Below are 17,607 nucleotides of genomic sequence, written 5' to 3'. Positions count from 1 at the left end.
GTGCCCCCCGCACCCGCCCCCGTGGGGCACCGCCTCTTCCCCGCCATGGACCGCGCCGTGCACCGCCGCCCCGGCTGGACGGCGAGCCTCGCCATGGCCTCCGACCGCATCGCCCACTACGAGAACGGCAACGGCGAGCACCCGCGCGGCTGGCACACCGGCGCCGGAATGCTCTCCTGGTGGCGCGCGGGCGACAGCACCGCGTACACCGACGCCTTCTGGCCCACCGCCGACCCGTACCGGATGCCCGGCACCACCGCCTCCACCAAGCCGCTCGCCGACAACGAGGGCGGCGCATGGGGCGAGCCCCGGCCCGACGCGCGCTGGGTCGGGGGAGTGACGGACGGCGAGTTCGCCGTCGCCGGACAGCACCTCAAGGGGCTCTCCTCCACCCTGGAGGCCCGCAAGGCCTGGATCTTCGCCGCCGACGCCGTCGTCTGCCTCGGCGCGGGCATCACCGCGCGCGACGGCACCCCGGTCGGGACGACCGTCGAGCACCGCGCCCTCGGCGCCCACGGGGCGCCCGCCCTCCTCGTCGACGGCGCGCCCCAGCCCGTCGCCGACGGCTGGAGCGCCCGCTACGACGCCGCCCGCTGGCTCCATCTCGAAGGCCACGGCGGCTACGTGCTCCCCGGCGGCGCCCCGCTCCACGCCCTGCGCGAGGCCCGCACCGGCGCCTGGCGCGACATCAACGCCGGCGGCGCCCCCGACCGCCTCACGCGGCGCTACCTCACCCTCTGGCACCCCCACGGCACCGACCCCGCAGGCGCCGCCTACGCCTACCTCCTCATGCCCGGCGCGGGGCCCCGCGCCGTAGCCGCCCGCGCCGGCGACGAGCACTGGCTCGGCCTCCTCGCCAACACCGCCGCCTGCCAGGCCGCACACCTGCCCGCCCTCGGTCTGACCGCCGCCGCCTTCTGGGCCCCCGGCACCGCCGGCCCCCTCGCCGTCACGGCCCCCGCCGCCGTCCTCCTCCGCGAACGCGGCCGGACCGCTACCCTCCATATGGCCGAACCGCTCCGGACCGGAACGCCCTTCGAGGTCATCTGGGACCGCCCCGTGCGCCGGGTGACGGCACACGACGCCACGGTGCGGGTCCTGTCGACAGGCGACAGCCTCCGGCTGCGCGTCGCCCCCGGCACCGCCTGCGCCCCCCATCGCTGCTCCGTGACCGTGGCATGACCCGCTGTGACGCCGCCCGGGCCTCCGGCCCGTCAAGTTGGCCAGCCTACGGGCCGGAGGCAAGAGTTTTGTGGAACCTCCACAGGGCCACCCCCCTATAGGGGGGACCCCTAGTCGCGGCGGCTGCGCGGCTCTGTGCCGCCTGCCCACCAAAAGGCACATGACGTTGTATGGAAACGACATGAGTCCCGGGCGTCCTCGCCACGTACCGTCTATGCATGAGCAATCTCGAAGGTGCGCCCGTAGAGGCGAGTGACGTCCGTGGGCGCGTCGCCGAGCTGCACGCCATTCGCGAGCAGGTTCGGCGTGGTCCGAGCGAGCGGGCGACCCAGGCCCAGAAGGCCAAGGGGAAGCTGACGGCCCGGGAGCGTATCGACCTCCTGCTGGACGAAGGGTCCTTCTCGGAGGTGGAGCCGCTGCGCCGGCACCGCGCCTCGGGGTTCGGACTGGAGAGCAAGAAGCCCTACACCGACGGTGTGATCACCGGCTGGGGCACGGTGCACGGCCGGACCGTGTTCGTCTACGCGCACGACTTCCGGATCTTCGGCGGTGCGCTGGGCGAGGCCCACGCCACCAAGATCCACAAGATCATGGACATGGCCATCGCCGCCGGCGCGCCCCTGGTGTCGCTGAACGACGGCGCCGGTGCCCGCATCCAGGAGGGCGTCTCCGCCCTGGCCGGCTACGGCGGCATCTTCCAGCGCAACACCAAGGCCTCCGGCGTCATCCCGCAGATCTCCGTGATGCTCGGCCCCTGCGCGGGCGGCGCGGCCTACTCGCCGGCCCTGACCGACTTCGTGTTCATGGTCCGCGAGACCTCGCAGATGTTCATCACCGGCCCCGACGTCGTCCGCGCCGTCACCGGCGAGGAGATCACCCAGAACGGCCTCGGCGGTGCGGACGTGCACGCCGAGACCTCCGGCGTCGCGCACTTCGCGTACGACGACGAGGAGACGTGCCTGGAGGAGGTGCGCTACCTCCTGTCGCTGCTGCCGCAGAACAACCGCGAGAACCCGCCGCGCGTGGCGAGCGAGGACCCCGCCGACCGGCTGGGCGAGGCCCTGCTGGACCTGGTGCCCGCCGACGGCAACCGCCCGTACGACATGCGCAAGGTCATCGAGGAGATCGTCGACGAGGGCGAGTACCTGGAGATCCACGAGCGCTGGGCCACCAACATCATCTGCTCCCTGGCCCGGCTGGACGGCCAGGTCGTCGGCATCGTCGCCAACCAGCCCCAGTCGCTGGCCGGCGTCCTCGACATCGAGGCCAGCGAGAAGGCCGCGCGCTTCATCCAGATGTGCGACGCCTTCAATATTCCGATCATCACTCTTCTGGACGTCCCCGGCTTCCTCCCGGGCGTCGACCAGGAGCACGGTGGGATCATCCGCCACGGCGCCAAGCTGCTGTACGCGTACTGCAACGCCACGGTGCCGCGCATCTCGGTCATCCTGCGCAAGGCCTACGGCGGCGCGTACATCGTCATGGACTCGCAGTCCATCGGCGCGGACCTGACCTACGCCTGGCCGACCAACGAGATCGCGGTGATGGGCGCGGAGGGCGCCGCCAACGTGATCTTCCGCAAGCAGATCGCCGAGGCTGACGACCCCGAGGCGATGCGGGCGCGCATGGTCAAGGAGTACAAGGCCGAGCTGATGCACCCGTACTACGCCGCCGAGCGCGGACTGATCGACGACGTGATCGACCCCGTCGAGACCCGGCAGGTGCTGATCCGCTCCCTGGCCATGCTGGCCACGAAGCACGCCGACCTGCCCTCCCGCAAGCACGGCAACCCGCCCCAGTAAGGGAGAGACGCATGAACGACACGCTGGTACGCGTGGAGAAGGGCACGGCGGACGCCGAGGAGCTCGCGGCCGTCACCGCCGTCCTCCTCGCCCGCGCCGCCGCCACCACGAACCACGCGGCACCGCCCCGCCCGCGCCGCACCACGGCCGTCTGGCGCCGCCTGGAGCGCACGCCGGGCTTCCGCGCGCCGCACAGCTGGCAGGGCTGAGGCCGGGGGTCCGGGGGTCGCCCCCGGGCAGGCACAGCCGCGCGCCGCACAGCTGGCAGGGCTGAGGCCGGGGGTCCGGGGGTCGCCCCCGGGCAGGCACAGCCGCGCGCCGCACAGCCGGCAGGGCTGACAACAGCAAGCACCGAGAGGGCCCGGGGCACCGCCCCGGGCCCTCTCGGCGTGCCCGCCCGCATTCGGTGGCCGGCCACGCTTCGGGCGCCGCAACGCAGAAGGTCCCCGCACACTCCGTGAGGAGCGGTGCGGGGACCTTGTCGCGTCGGTGCGACCGACGCCTCACCGAAGGCGCGCCATCAGGGCGTGCTCGACCAGGGTGATCAGGGCGCTCTTCGCCTCGTTGCGGTGGCGGGCGTCCGTGGTGATGATCGGCGCGTCGGGGCCGATCTGGAGCGCCTCGCGGACCTCGTCCGGCGTGTAGGGCTGGTGCCCGTCGAAGCCGTTGAGGGCGATGACGAAGGGCAGGCCGCTGTTCTCGAAGTAGTCGACGGCGGGGAAGCAGTCGGCGAGGCGGCGGGTGTCCACGAGGACGACGGCGCCGATGGCGCCGCGGACCAGGTCGTCCCACATGAACCAGAAACGGTCCTGACCGGGGGTACCGAACAGGTACAGGATCAGGTCCTGGTCCAGGGTGATGCGGCCGAAGTCCATCGCCACGGTCGTCGTGGTCTTGTCCGGCGCGTGGGTGAGGTCGTCGATGCCCGCCGAGGCGGACGTCATGACGGCTTCGGTCCGCAGCGGGTTGATCTCCGAGACCGCGCCGACGAACGTGGTCTTGCCCACGCCGAAACCGCCCGCCACCACGATCTTCGCGGAGGTGGTGGAGCGGGCTGCCTCGCCGCTAGAGGTTCCGAAGTCCACTGAGCACCCTTTCGAGCAGTGTCACGTCAGGCTGGCCGCCGGCGGACTCGTCGCCGCCGGGCTGATGGATGGCGACGAGCCCGGCCTCCGCCAAGTCGGCGACGAGGATTCGGGCGACGCCGAGGGGAATGGTGAGAAGTGCCGAGATCTCGGCGACCGACTTGATCTCGGTGCACAGGTGGCAGATGCGCTGGTGTTCCGGCAACTGCCCGTGAAGCTGGGCCGGCTGGGCCGTGGTGTGCACCAGCGCCTCGATGGCGAGCTGGTAGCGCGGCCGGGTCCGGCCGCCGGTCATGGCGTAGGGGCGGACCAGCGGATTGTTCCGCTTGCCCCCGGAAGGGGACGAGGACGCCCTGCGGTGCTGCGGCGCCTGTGGTACTTGCGGTGGCCGTGCCGGCTCCGCCTGCGCACGCTGGCTTGGTGCGGAGGGGAAGTTGAAGCGGTTCAGCGGAGGCTGAGCCTGCTGATCATTGCCGTACGGGTAACCGCCGGGGGGCGTTGCCACGTCTCCTCCTCAACGTGCCTGTCTGCTGCTGGTCGCGCCACCGCACCCTATGGCGCGGTGGCGCGAAACGCACTGCCTCTTTGCTAGTTGAGAAGGCTCCCCTGCAGTTCGGCGCGGAGGTCCGGGGTGAGGACGTTGCCCGCGCGGTCGACGAGGAGGGCCATCTCGTAGCCGACGAGGCCGATGTCGCACTCGGGGTGCGCCAGCACGGCCAGGGAGGAGCCGTCGGAGATGGACATGATGAAGAGGAAGCCGCGTTCCATCTCCACCACGGTCTGGTTGACGGCGCCGCCTTCGAAGATGCGGGAGGCTCCGGCGGTCAGCGAGGTCAGGCCGGAGGCGACGGCCGCCAGCTGGTCGGCGCGGTCCCTCGGGAACCCTTCGGACATCGCCAGAAGGAGTCCGTCGGCGGAGACCACGACGGTGTGGGACACCCCTGGGGTGTTCTCCACGAAACTGGTGATCAACCAGTTCAGGTTCTGCGCCGCCTGGCTCATCGGGCTCACACTAACGCTCCTGATCGTAGGTGCCGCCGGGGCCGAAGCCCTGGTCGTGTTGCTCATGCTGCTGGTGTGTGGTGGCCGAACCGCTGTCGGTCCCCACGGTGCGCCCCTGTTCGACACCACGGCGCAGGTTGCTGAGCCTGCCGCGTATGTCCTCCGGGGCACGGGAGATCTGGGAACCGCCCTGCGGTGTCTGCGCCGCCTTGCCCTCGATCAGATTGGCCTTGGGCACTCGGCGGGGCAGTCCGGAGGGGGTGACTCCGCCGGCTTTCGGGTCCCGGAGCTGCTCGGCACGGTGCCAGCGCTCGTCGTTCTCCGACCGCCAGTCGGGGCTCTCACCCTCGTGAGGCTGCTGTGGGACGTCCTGCTGGGGCTGCTCCGGTTCGCCGGCCCCCACGGCCTCTTCGACAGACTCGGACTGCTGCCACTGCGTCGCGCGGCGCGGCAGACCGGACCCGGTCAGCGAGTGGGAGCCGCTCGTAGAGGGGCCCGGACGGTCGAACTCTACGCGCTCGGGCTGCGCCGTGTCAGCGGGCGGCAGTGATTCCGAATCCGCTCCGTAACCCTGCGGGCCGCCGTCCTGGTACGCACCGGGCTGCTGCCACACGTCGTTGCGGGTCGGGACCTCGGGCTCGGCGTACGCCTGCTGCTGCGGGTAACCGGGCTCGGCGTAGCCCTGCTCGGCGTACCCCTGCCCGTCGTAGCCGGAGTCCTGGTAGCCGTGCTGCGGCTGCTGCTCGTAGGACTGCTCGTACGGCTGCTCGGGCAGCGCCGGGAACTCCTCGGTCCCGTGCGGGCCGCCCTGCTGGTCGTACTGCTGCTGGTCGTACGCGGGCTGCTGCGGGACCTCGTCGCGGAACAGCGGGCGGTTGTCGGTCGCCGCCTCCAGCGCCGCACGCCGCTCCTCACGGAGCCGCGAGCGGTTCACCGGGTCCAGCGTGGCGCCCGGGGCGCCCTGGACGCCGTCCTGGCGCTGCTCGTAGCGGGAGTCGTCGAAGCCCAGCTCCGCGGCGGTGCGCATGCGGCCCGCGGCGACGGCAGGGGCCTGGCCGTGCGGGCCGGCCTGCTGCTGGCCCGGGACCATCTGCGAGACCGTGAAGTCGTCGCCGGACAGCTCGTCCTCGCCACCGCCACCGTGCGTGATCCGGTCCGGCAGCATGACCAGCGAGGTCGTGCCGGCCTGCTCGCCCGAGGGGCGCAGCTGCACGCGGATGCCGTGGCGCGTCGCCAGGCGGCCGACCACGAACAGGCCCATGCGCTGCGAGATCGCGGCGTCCACGGTCGGCGGGTTGGCCAGCTTGTGGTTGATGTCCGCGAAGTCCTCGGCGGTCAGGCCGATGCCCTTGTCGTGGATCTCGACCATCACGCGGCCGTCGGGCAGTCGCGTCGCGGTCACGCGGACCTTGGTGTGCGGGGAGGAGAACGTGGTGGCGTTCTCCAGCAGCTCGGCGAGGAGGTGCACAAGGTCGGTCACGGCGAGGCCGTGGATCTCGGCGTCCGGGACGCCCGAGAGCTCGATGCGCTCGTAGGCCTCCACCTCGGAGGAGGCGGCGCGCAGCACGTCCACCAGCGGGACCGGCTGGTCCCAGCGGCGGCCGGGCTCCTCGCCGGCGAGGACCAGGAGGTTCTCGCCGTTGCGGCGCATACGGGTGGCCAGGTGGTCCAGGCGGAAGAGGTTCTCCAGCTGGTCCGGGTCCGCCTCGTGCTCCTCGAGCTCGGTGATCAGGGTCAGCTGACCCTCGATGAGGCTCTGGTTGCGGCGCGAGAGGTTGGTGAAGATCGCGTTGACGTTGCCACGGAGCAGGGCCTGCTCGGCGGCGAGACGCACGGCCTCGCGGTGGACCTGGTCGAAGGCGCGGGCGACCTCGCCGATCTCGTCCCGGGTGGTGATCGGGATCGGCTGGACGCGGGTGTCGACCCGGCCCGGGTCGGTCCGCGACAGCTGGTCGACCAGCGCGGGCAGGCGCTGCTCGGCCACGTCGAAGGCGGCGCGGCGCAGGCGGCGCATGCTGCGGCTCATGGAGCGGGCCATCATGCCGGCCACGAAGAACGCGAGCAGCAGGGCCACGACCATGATCGAGCCGTTGACGATCGCGTCGCGCTGGGCGTCGTCCGCGATCTTCTCGGCCTCGTCCACGGCCTTGTCGGTGAGGTAGACCTCGACCGAGCGGTAGGCGTCGAACTTCGCCGTGGCGGCGTCCTGCCAGCCGGCGGCGGTGATGCCCGCCTTCTCCAGCTGGTCCGGGGTCTTGCCGGCCATGATGGCGTTGGCGATCTTCTCCTGGTCCGACGACTTCGCCTTGGTGGCGATGGCGTCGTTCAGGCGACTGATGTCGTCCTCGGTGCCGCTCGCGTCGTACTCGGCGCGGGCGATGTACTCGAGGAAGTAGTAGGAGGAGAAGGAGGTCCGCTGGAGCTGCTGCTCCTTGGGGTCCTTGGCCGGCTTGACGAGCAGGTGCGTGCCGATGGAACGCTCCAGCGACTCCGCGGCCTTGGCCAGGGAGACGGCGTAGACCATGCGGCCGTAGGAGACGATGTTGTCGCTGCCCAGGCCGGAGCCCAGCTCGTTGGCGAAGGCCATGAGCGGACGCTGGATGGCGCCGTAGCCGTCCTCGGTCTGCACGCCGGTCATCGCGGGCGTGTACGCGCTCTTGCGCAGCTTGGGCAGCGTGCCCTCCGCCTCGCGGAAGAGCTTCATGCGGCGGCGCAGGCCCGCGGTGTCCGGCATGTCCTTGACGGTCTTGTCGAACTCCGCGCGAGCGGCGTCCGTGGCGTCCCGGGTCTTCTTGATGACCGGGTCGTCGGGCCGGTTCTGCAGCAGGGGCTCGGCCGTCAGGTCACGCTCGTCGATCACGGCGTGGGCGTAGGTGGCCGCGGAGCGCACCACTCGCGCGGTGTTCGCGGCGTCCTTCGCGTCCTGCCAGGCGTCCGCGGACTCCTTGATGTGGAGACCGCCGACGACGAGGGCGACCAGCACCGGGATCAGCAGGATGGCGTTCAGCCGGGTCGCCACCCGCCAGTTGCGCGGGGAGAAGCGGCCGCCCGTGCCCCCGGAGGGAGCCGGGGTTTCGGGCACGCTCGAAGCAGGGGAAGGCGAAGGCGGCACCGCTGCGCGCGACGGCGGGGTGAAGTTGCCCCGCTCGTCCTGCGTCTGCTGTGCGGCGCCCGTCTTTCTGCGCGTCACTCGACCAACAACCTCTCGGCGTCGGCACCCGGGTTGTGTGCCGTTTTTCGGCTGAGCCGTTACTGCTCAGTTCCTGGAATTCCAGCACGTCGGGGGTGCGCATTCCAAACAGCGGGGGCTCCCGCCGGGCCACTCGATTTGCCCGACATAAAACGGGCATTAAGAGCGAGCGGCGCCAAATGGCGGGCGAAATGTGCGCACAGTGAAGTCGACCGAACGCGGTGGGTTGCCGCGTCCGGTCGATTCTCTGTCGAAACGTTATGAACTCTGCGTCGGGTCGTGTCCAATGCCACAGCCCCTCCGTAACGTTTCACACGACGATCTGGGCGATGCGGAAGTTGTCGGCGATGAGCTGACAAAGGCCCGGTGAAGAACTGACGGGGAACTGGCGGAGAACCGACGAAAAGCTGACGAAGAGTTACTTCAGCCGGGCCATCAGAGCGTGTTCGACCAGCGTGATCAGCGTGCTCTTCGTCTCGCCGCGGTGGCGGGCGTCGGTCGTGACGATCGGCGTGTCCGGCCCGATCTGCAGCGCCTCGCGGACCTCTTCGGGGGCGTAGGGCTGCTGTCCGTCGAAGCCGTTGAGGGCGATGACGAAGGGCAGGCCGCTGTTCTCGAAGTAGTCGACGGCGGGGAAGCAGTCGGCGAGGCGGCGGGTGTCCACGAGGACGACGGCGCCGATGGCGCCGCGGACCAGGTCGTCCCACATGAACCAGAAACGGTCCTGGCCCGGCGTACCGAAGAGATAGAGGATGAGATCGTCATCCAGGGTGATACGGCCGAAATCCATCGCCACGGTCGTCGTGGTCTTGTCCTGAACGTGGCTCAGGTCGTCGATCCCCGCCGAAGCGGAGGTCATGACGGCTTCGGTCCGCAGCGGACTGATTTCCGAGACCGCGCCGACGAACGTGGTCTTGCCCACGCCGAAGCCGCCCGCCACCACGATCTTCGCGGAGGTGGTGGAGCGGCCGGTGCCGCCACCGGCGACGCCCCCGCTAGAGCTTCCGAAGTCCACTGAGCACCCTTTCGAGCAGTGTCACATCCGGCGTACCGCCGGACTCCCCGCCGCCGCCCGGCTGGTGGATCGCCACCATGCCGGCCTCCGCCAGGTCCGCGACGAGAATGCGCGCCACACCGAGCGGCATGTTCAGCAGCGCCGAGACCTCTGCCACCGACTTCACCTCGCGGCACAGGTGGCAGATCCGCTGGTGCTCGGGGAGCAGGCTCCCCATCACGGCCGGGTCGGCCGTGGAGCTGACCAGCGCCTCGATGGCGAGCTGGTAGCGCGGCCGGGTGCGGCCGCCGGTCATCGCGTAGGGGCGGATCAGCGGCTCTTCGCCTTCACTCCCGTACGGCGCGTGATGAGAGGCACCGTACGGGCCGGGCGAGGCGGGCGGGGTCATGAATCCTCCGGACAGGACAGCAGGACTGGCAATAATGCCGTCGAGCGCGGGCCGGTGGGGGGTTTTCGGCCGTACGGTCGGACGGGATCAGCAGGAAACATCGGTCAGTTCAGCAGGCTGCCCTGGAGCTCGGCGCGGAGGTCCGGGGTGAGGACGTTGCCCGCGCGGTCGACGAGGAGGGCCATCTCGTAGCCGACGAGGCCGATGTCGCACTCGGGGTGCGCCAGCACGGCCAGGGAGGAGCCGTCGGAGATGGACATGATGAAGAGGAAGCCGCGTTCCATCTCCACCACGGTCTGGTTGACGGCGCCGCCTTCGAAGATGCGGGAGGCTCCGGCGGTCAGCGAGGTCAGGCCGGAGGCGACGGCCGCCAGCTGGTCGGCGCGGTCCCTCGGGAACCCTTCGGACATCGCCAGAAGGAGTCCGTCGGCGGAGACCACGACGGTGTGGGACACCCCTGGGGTGTTCTCCACGAAACTGGTGATCAACCAGTTCAGGTTCTGCGCCGCCTGGCTCATCGGACTCAACTAACGCTCCTGCTGGTAAGTGGTCGGGTCAACGGTGTGGTTGCCCGTGGTCGAGGTGTTGCCGGCCTGACGCCCCTGCTGGATGCCCCGGCGGAGGTTGGTCAGACGGCCGCGCACGTCGTCGGGCGCGCGCGAGACCTGCGGGCCGACCTGCTGGATCGGCTGCGTGGTCTGCGCGGCACCGTCGACGAGGTTCGCCTTGGGGACGCGGCGCGGCAGGCCGGAAGCGGTCTTGCCGCCCGCGGAGGGCTCACGGACCTGCTCGGCCCGGCGCCACGTCTCGTCGTTGGGGGACTGGCGCCAGTTGTCGGCCGGTGCCTGCTGCGGCTGCTGGGCATGAGGCGCCTGGCGGGTCTGCGGGACCGGGCGGGCCTGCGACGGGCGCGTCGGCCGGCCGGCCTGCGGGGCCCGCGGGACCGCGCCGAGCGGGCCGCGCTCCGGGTCCTCCAGGGACTGGCGCGGCTGACGCTTCGGCAGGCCCTGGCCGGCGGAGGCGTCCGGGGTCTGCTCGGGCGCGCCGGCCTGGCCCTCACCGCGGAACCAGTTGGACTCCAGCTCCTCGAACAGCGGCGAGCTGTGCCCGGACTCGCGGAGCGCCGGACGGGCGAACTGACCGGTGGTGCTGGTCAGCGGGTCGTCGTCGAGCTCCGGACGGGCGAACTGCCCCGAGGTGCTGCCGGGCGCCTCGTCGGCGGCCGGGCGGTCGTACTGACCCGAGGTGCTGTTCGGCGCGTCACCCTGCACGGGGCGGGGGAACTGGCCGGACGTGCTGCCCGGTGCCTCGCCGAGGGCGGGGCGGTCGTACTGACCGGACGTGCTGTTCGGGGCGTCGCCCTGCACGGGGCGGGCGAACTGGCCCGACGTGCTGTTCGGCGCGTCACCGCGCTGCGGCTGCTCGAACCCGTCCGCGGCGCCCCGGGGCTCGGGAGCCGACCCGATCGCCGGGAACTGGGCGGTGTCGCCCGGCCCGGCGCTCGGCAGCGCGGGGCGCGACGCCGGGAACTGCCCGGTGCCCTCGACGTCCTCGTGGCCGCGCGGGCTGTCCTGCGCGGAGCGCGGGGAACCGCCGTCGCCCATCGGCCAGTCGTCCACGGGCGCGGCGGGCGCCTGAGGCGTCTTCGGGGCCTTCGGAGCCTTCGGCGCGGCAGGAGCCTGCTCGCTGCCCCAGCTCGGGGCCTGGCGGGCCGGAAGCTCACCGGCGCCGTTGCCACGGCCGGGCTGACCGCCCTGACCGGGCTTGCCGGGCTGCTGCTGACGGCCGCGGCCGCCGCCCTTGCCCGCCTGGGGCGGGGGCGGCACGGCGGCGGGGCCGCCGTTGCCACGGGTCGGCAGCGTGGGGCGGCCGCCGGCGCCCTGGGCGGGCGCACGGTCGCCACCGCCGCGCGGCGTGGTGTCGAAGAGGCTGCCCGCGGCGGGGTTGGCACCGCCGCCGGGCGCCGGGGCCGGACGCGTCGGCAGGCCGCTGTCGGTCGTACCGCCCTGGCGCGGGGGCAGTGCGGGGCGCTGCTGGCCGCCGCCGGCCGGCACCTGACGGCGCGGCGCGGAGCCCGCGGCGCCGGGGTTGCCGGCGGGGACGCCGGGCGCACCGGTGCCGCCGGCCGGGGGCACGGCGCCCGGCATCGGCTTCTTGCCGCCCTGGGCGACGTCCACCGGCAGCATGACGAGCGCGGTCGTACCGCCCGAGTCGGACGGACGGAGCTGGATGCGGATGCCGTGTCGCAGGGACAGGCGGCCGACCACGAACAGACCCATGCGGCGCGAGACCGAGACGTCCACGGTGGGCGGGCTGGCGAGCCGCTCGTTGATGGCGGCCAGGTCCTCCTGGGAGAGACCGATGCCGGTGTCGTGGATCTCGACCAGCACCCGCCCGTCGGGCAGCGCGTGACCGGTGACCTTGACCTTGGTCTGCGGCGAGGAGAACGAGGTCGCGTTCTCCAGCAGCTCGGCGAGGAGGTGCACGAGGTCGTTGACGACGCGGCCGGCGACCTCGGTCGGCGGCACACCGCTCAGCTCGATGCGCTCGTACTGCTCCACCTCGGACGCGGCGGCACGGAGCACGTCGACGAGCGGGACGGGGCGGGTCCACCGGCGGCCCGGCTCCTCGCCCGCGAGGACGAGGAGGTTTTCGCCGTTACGGCGCATGCGGGTCGCGAGGTGGTCGAGCTTGAAGAGCGAGGACAGCTGGTCCGGGTCGGCCTCGCGGCTCTCGAGCTCGGAGATGAGCGAGAGCTGACGCTGGATGAGGCCCTGGCTCCGGCGCGAGAGGTTGGTGAACATCGCGTTGACGTTGCCCCGCAGAAGGGCCTGCTCGGCGGCGAGGCGGACGGCCTCGCGGTGCACGTCGTCGAAGGCCGCGGCCACCTTGCCGATCTCGTCGCGGCTGTGCACGCCGACGGACTCCACGGACGTGTCGACGTCCTGCGGGTCGGTCTCGGACAGCTGCTTGACGAGCTCGGGCAGACGGTCCTGGGCGACGCGCTGGGCGGTGTCCTGCAGACGGCGCAGGGAGCGCACCATGGAGCGGGCCACGACGAAGGCGCCGACGAGCGAGATGCCGAGAACGAGGATGATCAGAACACCGTTGAGGATGGCGTCCTGCTGGGCGTCCTCACGCAGCTCGAGCGCCTTCTGCTCCATCTGGGAGAGCAGGGTCTGCTCGATCTTGGACATCTCACCGAGCTTGACCGAGGCCTGGTCGTACCAGTCGACGTACGACTTCGGCTCGTTCTTGATGCCGTCCTGCTTGTTGAGGACGCGGTCGGTGTAGGTCTTGGTGGTGGTGATGTCGGCGTTGCCGCCGGTGATCGCCTGCAGCAGCTGCTGGGAGTCGCCGCCGCGGATGGCGAGGAAGCGCCGGATCGCCTCGGTCTCCGCTTCGTACGCCTCGCGACCGTACTGCTGGTCGTTGCCCGAGAGGTACGGGCCCTTCTTGTTGGCGAGCGCGGCACTGATCACGGCGCGCTGGATGGAGGCGTACTCCTTGGCGGCGGAGAACGTCGCCAGCGCGCGCGTGCTGGTGATCATCTCGGGGTTGCTGGTCGCCTGCGCCATGTCCTGGGACAGCGAGAGCAGCGAGTTGATCAGACCGTCGTAGTTGTTGACGGTCCGCGCGATGTACTCGGGCTCGTTCTGGTAGGCGTTCTTCCGGACGTCCTGGATCTTCTTCAGCTGACGGCTGATGTCGACCAGGGTGGTCGTCACGCCGACCATCGTCGGGTCGGTCGGCTTCACGTTCTGGGTCGTGCCCGTGAAGGCCTGGATCGCCTGGTCGGTCTTCTCGCGCGAGGCGATGACGGGGTCGGCGTTGGAGTTGCCGTTGGAGATCGGGCCGGCGGACTTGTCCCGCTCCTCCTGGAGCGCGTTGGCCAGCAGGGTCGCGCGACCGGTCATCTCCGTGAGGAGCTTCATGTGGTCGAGCTGCTCGACGTTGTTGAGCGCGTCGTTGATGCGCAGGCCACCCAGGGTCGTCGCGGCGACGACGGGCAGGGCCAGCAGGGATACCAGTCGGGTGCTGATGCGCCAGTTGCGCAGGGCTATTCGTGAGCCGGGCCCACTGGGCAGCTTGTCCTTGGCGGCCTTGTCCTTGGCCTTGGCCTTCGCCTTTGACGTGGCCTGCGGGCGGTCGGCGGAACCGTCGCCCGCCGGCCCTTCGGCGGGCGTGCCGCGGTCGTTCGCACCGCGCGGCTCCGGCTCCGCCGCAGCGCTGCCATCCCTCTTGAAACGTCCCTGCACTAGCGTCGCAACCTCTGGACCAGGCGCCCCGCCGGTCGAAGGCGGGACGGTGTCGAGTCGTGGGGGGACCGCGGTTGCCCCCTGGCGGTCCGTGGAATTCCAGCACAGTGCCAGATCTCCAACAAGGCCGGTGCACCCCACCCGCACGGGCATCACGCTCAGTGCCGGAAATCGTCACGGGGCGTAGAGGACCAGGGCCTTTATAAGGGGCATACGGGGGCAAGTTCACCGACCCTCAAGGAGGGTCGTCCGGTGTCCCAGATTCCATGATCAGGAGCGGAACGTCAGGTTCAGCCCTGCAATGTCCGTTTCGTGAAAGCCGGAACGCTGCCCGCTATGCGGCATTTTTCAGCTCTCTCGTGAGCAAACTCACAAGCAAGTCAGGACTTCTCCCGCGGACGCGTGGGGATAGGCGCGCCTAGCCTGTTCCTTTACGCAGGCCGCGAGAACACCCCCGGCGCCCCCGGCGCACCCCGAGACCGCGAGGCAGTAAGAGATGACCGGCACGACGAAGCTGACGTCCCGCAAGGCGACCCCGAAGGCGAACCGGAAGACCGCCAACCCGCGCCGCACGACGCTCGTCCACCTCGAGGACAGCGCCTCCCTGCGGATCGCCGAGGCCGTCGCCCACGCCGCCGAGCTGCCGCAGGTCACCGCGAACCCGCGCCGCACGGTGCTGATGACGGCGCCGGTCGTCGTCATTCCCCAGGACTGAGCCCACCGGGGCCACGGCCCTCAGGCAGAGCCTTCCGGGGCCGAGGCTCCCCGGGGCCGAGCCCTGCGGGGCCGAGGTCCCCTGGACGTCCTCCCGCCGGACGCGCCCCGCTGCCGCGGGGCCGTCCCGGATCCGTCGCGCACGGGCGGCCGACGGCCCCCGCGATAGCCTGGGGTGTCAGACTCCGGCCGGATCAGATAAGGGGCAAAAGCTTCCCGTGCGCATCGCCAGGTTCTCCATCGACGGCAACGTCGGCTACGGCGTCGTGGAGGGGGATGCCGCCACAGAAGGCGGCCCCGTCCTCGACATCATCAAGGGCATCCCCTACGGCGACTTCGAGCGCTCCGGGACGAAGGTCCCGCTGGCCAAGGTCCGCCTGCTCCCGCCCGTCCTGCCCAGCAAGGTCGTGGCCATCGGCCGTAACTACGCCGAGCACGCCGCGGAGCTGGGCAACGAGGTCGGCGACCTGCCCGTGACCTTCCTCAAGCCCTCCACCTCGGTGGTCGGCCCGGGCGGCGCCGTCGAGTACCCCTCCTTCTCCAGCGAGCTGCACCACGAGGCGGAGCTCGCCGTCGTCATCGGCCGCATGTGCCGCGAGGTCCCCCGCGAGCGCGTCAAGGACGTCATCCTCGGCTACACCTGCGCCAACGACGTCACCGCCCGCGACGCCCAGCAGCGCGAGAAGCAGTGGGCCCGCGCCAAGGGCTTCGACACTTCCTGCCCGCTCGGCCCCTGGATCGAGACCGAGCTGGACCCGAGCGACCTCGGGATCATGTGCACGGTCAACGGCGAGCAGCGCCAGCTCGGCCGCACCGCCGACATGGTGCGCTCCGTCGAGGACCTGATCGTCCACATCACCGAGGCCATGACGCTGCTCCCCGGCGACGTCGTCCTCACCGGCACCCCGGCCGGGGTCGGACCCCTGAACGTCGGCGACGAGGTCGCCGTCACCATCGAAGGCATCGGCACTCTCACCAACAAGGTGATCAAGCGTGACTAACGCGACCGTCCGCGTACGTTTCTGTCCCTCGCCGACCGGCAACCCCCACGTGGGTCTGGTCCGCACCGCCCTGTTCAACTGGGCGTTCGCCCGCCACCACGGCGGCACCCTGGTCTTCCGCATCGAGGACACCGACGCGGCGCGCGACTCGGAGGAGTCGTACCAGCAGCTGCTCGACTCGATGCGCTGGCTGGGCTTCGACTGGGACGAGGGCCCGGAGATCGGCGGCCCCCACGCGCCGTACCGCCAGTCGCAACGCATGGACATCTACAAGGACGTCGCGCAGAAGCTCCTGGACGGCGGCTACGCCTACCGCTGCTACTGCACCGCCGAGGAGCTCGACGAGCGCCGCGAGGCCGCCCGCGCCGCCGGCCGTCCCTCCGGTTACGACGGCAAGTGCCGCGTCGTCACGCCCGAGCAGCAGACGGCGTACGAGGCCGAGGGCCGCGCCTCCATCGTCCGCTTCCGGATGCCCGACGAGGCCATCACCTTCACCGACATCGTCCGCGGCGAACTGACCTTCACCCCGGAGAACGTGCCGGACTACGGCATCGTCCGGGCCAACGGCGCGCCGCTGTACACGCTCGTCAACCCCGTCGACGACGCGCTGATGGAGATCACCCACGTCCTGCGCGGCGAGGACCTGCTCTCCTCCACCCCGCGGCAGATCGCCCTGTACAAGGCGCTGATCGAGCTGGGCGTCGCCAAGGCCGTCCCCGAGTTCGGCCACCTGCCGTACGTGATGGGCGAGGGCAACAAGAAGCTCTCCAAGCGCGACCCGCAGGCCTCCCTGAACCTCTACCGGGAGCGCGGCTTCCTCCCGGAGGGCCTGCTGAACTACCTGTCGCTGCTCGGCTGGTCGCTCTCCGCCGACCAGGACATCTTCTCGATGGAGGAGATGGTCGCGGCGTTCGACATCAAGGACGTCAACGCCAACCCGGCCCGCTTCGACCTCAAGAAGGCCGAGGCGATCAACGCCGACCACATCCGGCGCCTGGACGTGAAGGCCTTCGCCGAGGCCTGCGAGCCCTGGCTGCGGGCCCCGCACGCCCCGTGGGCGCCCGAGGCCTTCGACCGGGCCGCGTGGGAGGCCATCGCCCCGCACGCCCAGACTCGCCTCACGGTCCTCTCCGACATCACCGCCAACGTCGACTTCCTCTTCCTGGAGGAGCCGGCCGAGGACGAGGCGTCCTGGGCCAAGGCGATGAAGGAGGGCTCGGACGGCCTGCTGCGCACCGCCCGCGAGAAGCTGGCGGCCGCCGACTGGAACGCCGAGGCCATCAAGGCCGCCGTCGTCGCGGCGGGCGAGGAGCACGGCCTGAAGCTGGGCAAGGCCCAGGCGCCGGTCCGGGTCGCGGTCACCGGCCGTACGGTCGGCCTGCCGCTGTTCGAGTCGCTGGAGGTCCTCGGGCGCGAGCGCACGCTTACCCGCGTCGACGCCGCCCTGGCGAAGCTCGCCGCCTGACGCGTGGCGCTCCCTGCCTGACACAGGCCCTCAGCGTCCGACACAGGCCCTCAACGCCTGACGCACGGCCCTCAGTGCCTGACGCACGGCCCTCACGGGGCCCGGCAGCCCCTCCGGGAGCGGCCGGGCCCCGTTCGCGCTCGCGCGCGGGCATCTATCGATTTTGGCGCCCCGTCCTCCTTCGGGTAATGTTCTTCCTGCGCCGCCCGAGAGGGCCGAGAGGCCGGAGCGGAGGGCGCAAGCCGGACAAGCCCCCCTGGTAGGGGTGGAGTTACGGTGGGGTATGGTGTAATTGGCAGCACGAGTGATTCTGGTTCACTTAGTCTAGGTTCGAGTCCTGGTACCCCAGCAAGAGAAATTCTTCGCCGAAATTCTCTCGCAAAACTACTGATAAAGTAGGAAGCGCGCGAAAGCGCAAAAGCGAAGTGCAAGCCCCCGTTGTGTAGCGGCCTAGCACGCCGCCCTCTCAAGGCGGTAGCGCCGGTTCGAATCCGGTCGGGGGTA

General features: G+C 71.1%; 14 protein-coding genes and 2 tRNA genes. 8 read left to right on the top strand and 8 right to left on the bottom strand.

Annotated elements, in window-relative coordinates; genetic code table 11:
- The 3 genes from ACSNOG_RS26475 to ACSNOG_RS26465 form a co-directional block, all read left to right on the top strand.
- Nucleotides 1-1,182, top strand: a 1,182-nt coding sequence (locus ACSNOG_RS26475) for a polysaccharide lyase family 8 super-sandwich domain-containing protein (RefSeq protein ID WP_436755212.1), incomplete at its 5' end; no start/stop codon positions are given.
- Nucleotides 1,183-1,400: 218 nt separating this feature from the next.
- Nucleotides 1,401-2,984, top strand: coding sequence for an acyl-CoA carboxylase subunit beta (locus ACSNOG_RS26470; RefSeq protein WP_058046427.1), 1,584 nt, complete (start codon nucleotides 1,401-1,403; stop codon nucleotides 2,982-2,984).
- Between the two features lie 11 nt (nucleotides 2,985-2,995).
- Nucleotides 2,996-3,193 carry an acyl-CoA carboxylase subunit epsilon gene (locus ACSNOG_RS26465; protein WP_436755211.1) on the top strand — a complete coding sequence of 66 codons (198 nt, stop codon included), beginning with the start codon at nucleotides 2,996-2,998 and terminating at the stop codon, nucleotides 3,191-3,193.
- A gap of 294 nt (nucleotides 3,194-3,487) precedes the next feature.
- Here the strand turns inward: ACSNOG_RS26465 and ACSNOG_RS26460 are convergent, their stop codons facing one another.
- The 8 genes from ACSNOG_RS26460 to ACSNOG_RS26425 all read right to left on the bottom strand — a co-directional run bounded on the left by ACSNOG_RS26460 (nucleotide 3,488) and on the right by ACSNOG_RS26425 (nucleotide 13,923).
- Nucleotides 3,488-4,069 (bottom strand): GTP-binding protein, encoded by a 582-nt coding sequence (locus ACSNOG_RS26460; RefSeq protein WP_049717346.1) that lies wholly within the window; start codon nucleotides 4,067-4,069, stop codon nucleotides 3,488-3,490.
- A complete protein-coding gene (locus ACSNOG_RS26455) occupies nucleotides 4,050-4,574 on the bottom strand; it encodes a DUF742 domain-containing protein (RefSeq protein ID WP_436755210.1) in 525 nt (174 codons plus the stop codon). The genes ACSNOG_RS26460 and ACSNOG_RS26455 overlap by 20 nt, the downstream gene beginning before the upstream one ends.
- A gap of 83 nt (nucleotides 4,575-4,657) precedes the next feature.
- A complete protein-coding gene (locus tag ACSNOG_RS26450; protein ID WP_049717348.1) occupies nucleotides 4,658-5,080 on the bottom strand; it encodes a roadblock/LC7 domain-containing protein in 423 nt (140 codons plus the stop codon).
- A 1-nt stretch (nucleotide 5,081) separates the two neighbouring features.
- Nucleotides 5,082-8,261 (bottom strand): sensor histidine kinase, encoded by a 3,180-nt coding sequence (locus tag ACSNOG_RS26445; protein ID WP_436755209.1) that lies wholly within the window; start codon nucleotides 8,259-8,261, stop codon nucleotides 5,082-5,084.
- 418 nt (nucleotides 8,262-8,679) lie between these two features.
- The gene (locus tag ACSNOG_RS26440; protein ID WP_436755208.1) at nucleotides 8,680-9,276 is read right to left on the bottom strand and encodes a GTP-binding protein; all 597 of its coding nucleotides are present in this window, start codon (nucleotides 9,274-9,276) and stop codon (nucleotides 8,680-8,682) included.
- Nucleotides 9,257-9,664, bottom strand: coding sequence for a DUF742 domain-containing protein (locus ACSNOG_RS26435; protein ID WP_436755207.1), 408 nt, complete (start codon nucleotides 9,662-9,664; stop codon nucleotides 9,257-9,259). The genes ACSNOG_RS26440 and ACSNOG_RS26435 overlap by 20 nt, the downstream gene beginning before the upstream one ends.
- Nucleotides 9,665-9,768: 104 nt before the next feature.
- Nucleotides 9,769-10,191 carry a roadblock/LC7 domain-containing protein gene (locus ACSNOG_RS26430; RefSeq protein ID WP_049717348.1) on the bottom strand — a complete coding sequence of 141 codons (423 nt, stop codon included), beginning with the start codon at nucleotides 10,189-10,191 and terminating at the stop codon, nucleotides 9,769-9,771.
- A complete protein-coding gene (locus ACSNOG_RS26425) occupies nucleotides 10,192-13,923 on the bottom strand; it encodes a nitrate- and nitrite sensing domain-containing protein (RefSeq protein WP_436755206.1) in 3,732 nt (1,243 codons plus the stop codon).
- A gap of 496 nt (nucleotides 13,924-14,419) precedes the next feature.
- Between ACSNOG_RS26425 and ACSNOG_RS26420 the strand changes: the two genes are divergently transcribed.
- The 5 genes from ACSNOG_RS26420 (at nucleotide 14,420) to ACSNOG_RS26400 (ending at nucleotide 17,607) form a co-directional block, all read left to right on the top strand.
- Nucleotides 14,420-14,638 (top strand): hypothetical protein, encoded by a 219-nt coding sequence (locus ACSNOG_RS26420; protein ID WP_436755205.1) that lies wholly within the window; start codon nucleotides 14,420-14,422, stop codon nucleotides 14,636-14,638.
- A gap of 217 nt (nucleotides 14,639-14,855) precedes the next feature.
- Nucleotides 14,856-15,638, top strand: a complete 783-nt coding sequence (locus ACSNOG_RS26415) for a fumarylacetoacetate hydrolase family protein (protein WP_436755204.1) — start codon at nucleotides 14,856-14,858, stop codon at nucleotides 15,636-15,638.
- Nucleotides 15,631-17,103 (top strand): glutamate--tRNA ligase, encoded by a 1,473-nt coding sequence (gene gltX / locus ACSNOG_RS26410; RefSeq protein ID WP_436755203.1) that lies wholly within the window; start codon nucleotides 15,631-15,633, stop codon nucleotides 17,101-17,103. Before ACSNOG_RS26415 ends, gltX begins: the two co-directional genes overlap by 8 nt.
- 277 nt (nucleotides 17,104-17,380) lie before the next feature.
- A tRNA-Gln gene (locus ACSNOG_RS26405) sits at nucleotides 17,381-17,452 on the top strand.
- An 82-nt stretch (nucleotides 17,453-17,534) separates the two neighbouring features.
- A tRNA-Glu gene (locus ACSNOG_RS26400) sits at nucleotides 17,535-17,607 on the top strand.

The organism is Streptomyces sp. URMC 124, from assembly GCF_051386455.1.
Lineage (GTDB): Bacteria > Actinomycetota > Actinomycetes > Streptomycetales > Streptomycetaceae > Streptomyces.
This window is presented reverse-complemented; position numbering and strand designations above follow the sequence as displayed.

Coding starts and splice junctions, on each gene's coding strand:
- ACSNOG_RS26465 (WP_436755211.1), top strand. CDS start 2,996: ATGAACGACACGCTGGTACGCGTGGAGAAGGGCACGGCGGACGCCGAG.
- ACSNOG_RS26420 (WP_436755205.1), top strand. CDS start 14,420: ATGACCGGCACGACGAAGCTGACGTCCCGCAAGGCGACCCCGAAGGCG.
- ACSNOG_RS26470 (WP_058046427.1), top strand. CDS start 1,401: ATGAGCAATCTCGAAGGTGCGCCCGTAGAGGCGAGTGACGTCCGTGGG.
- ACSNOG_RS26435 (WP_436755207.1), bottom strand. CDS start 9,664: ATGACCCCGCCCGCCTCGCCCGGCCCGTACGGTGCCTCTCATCACGCG.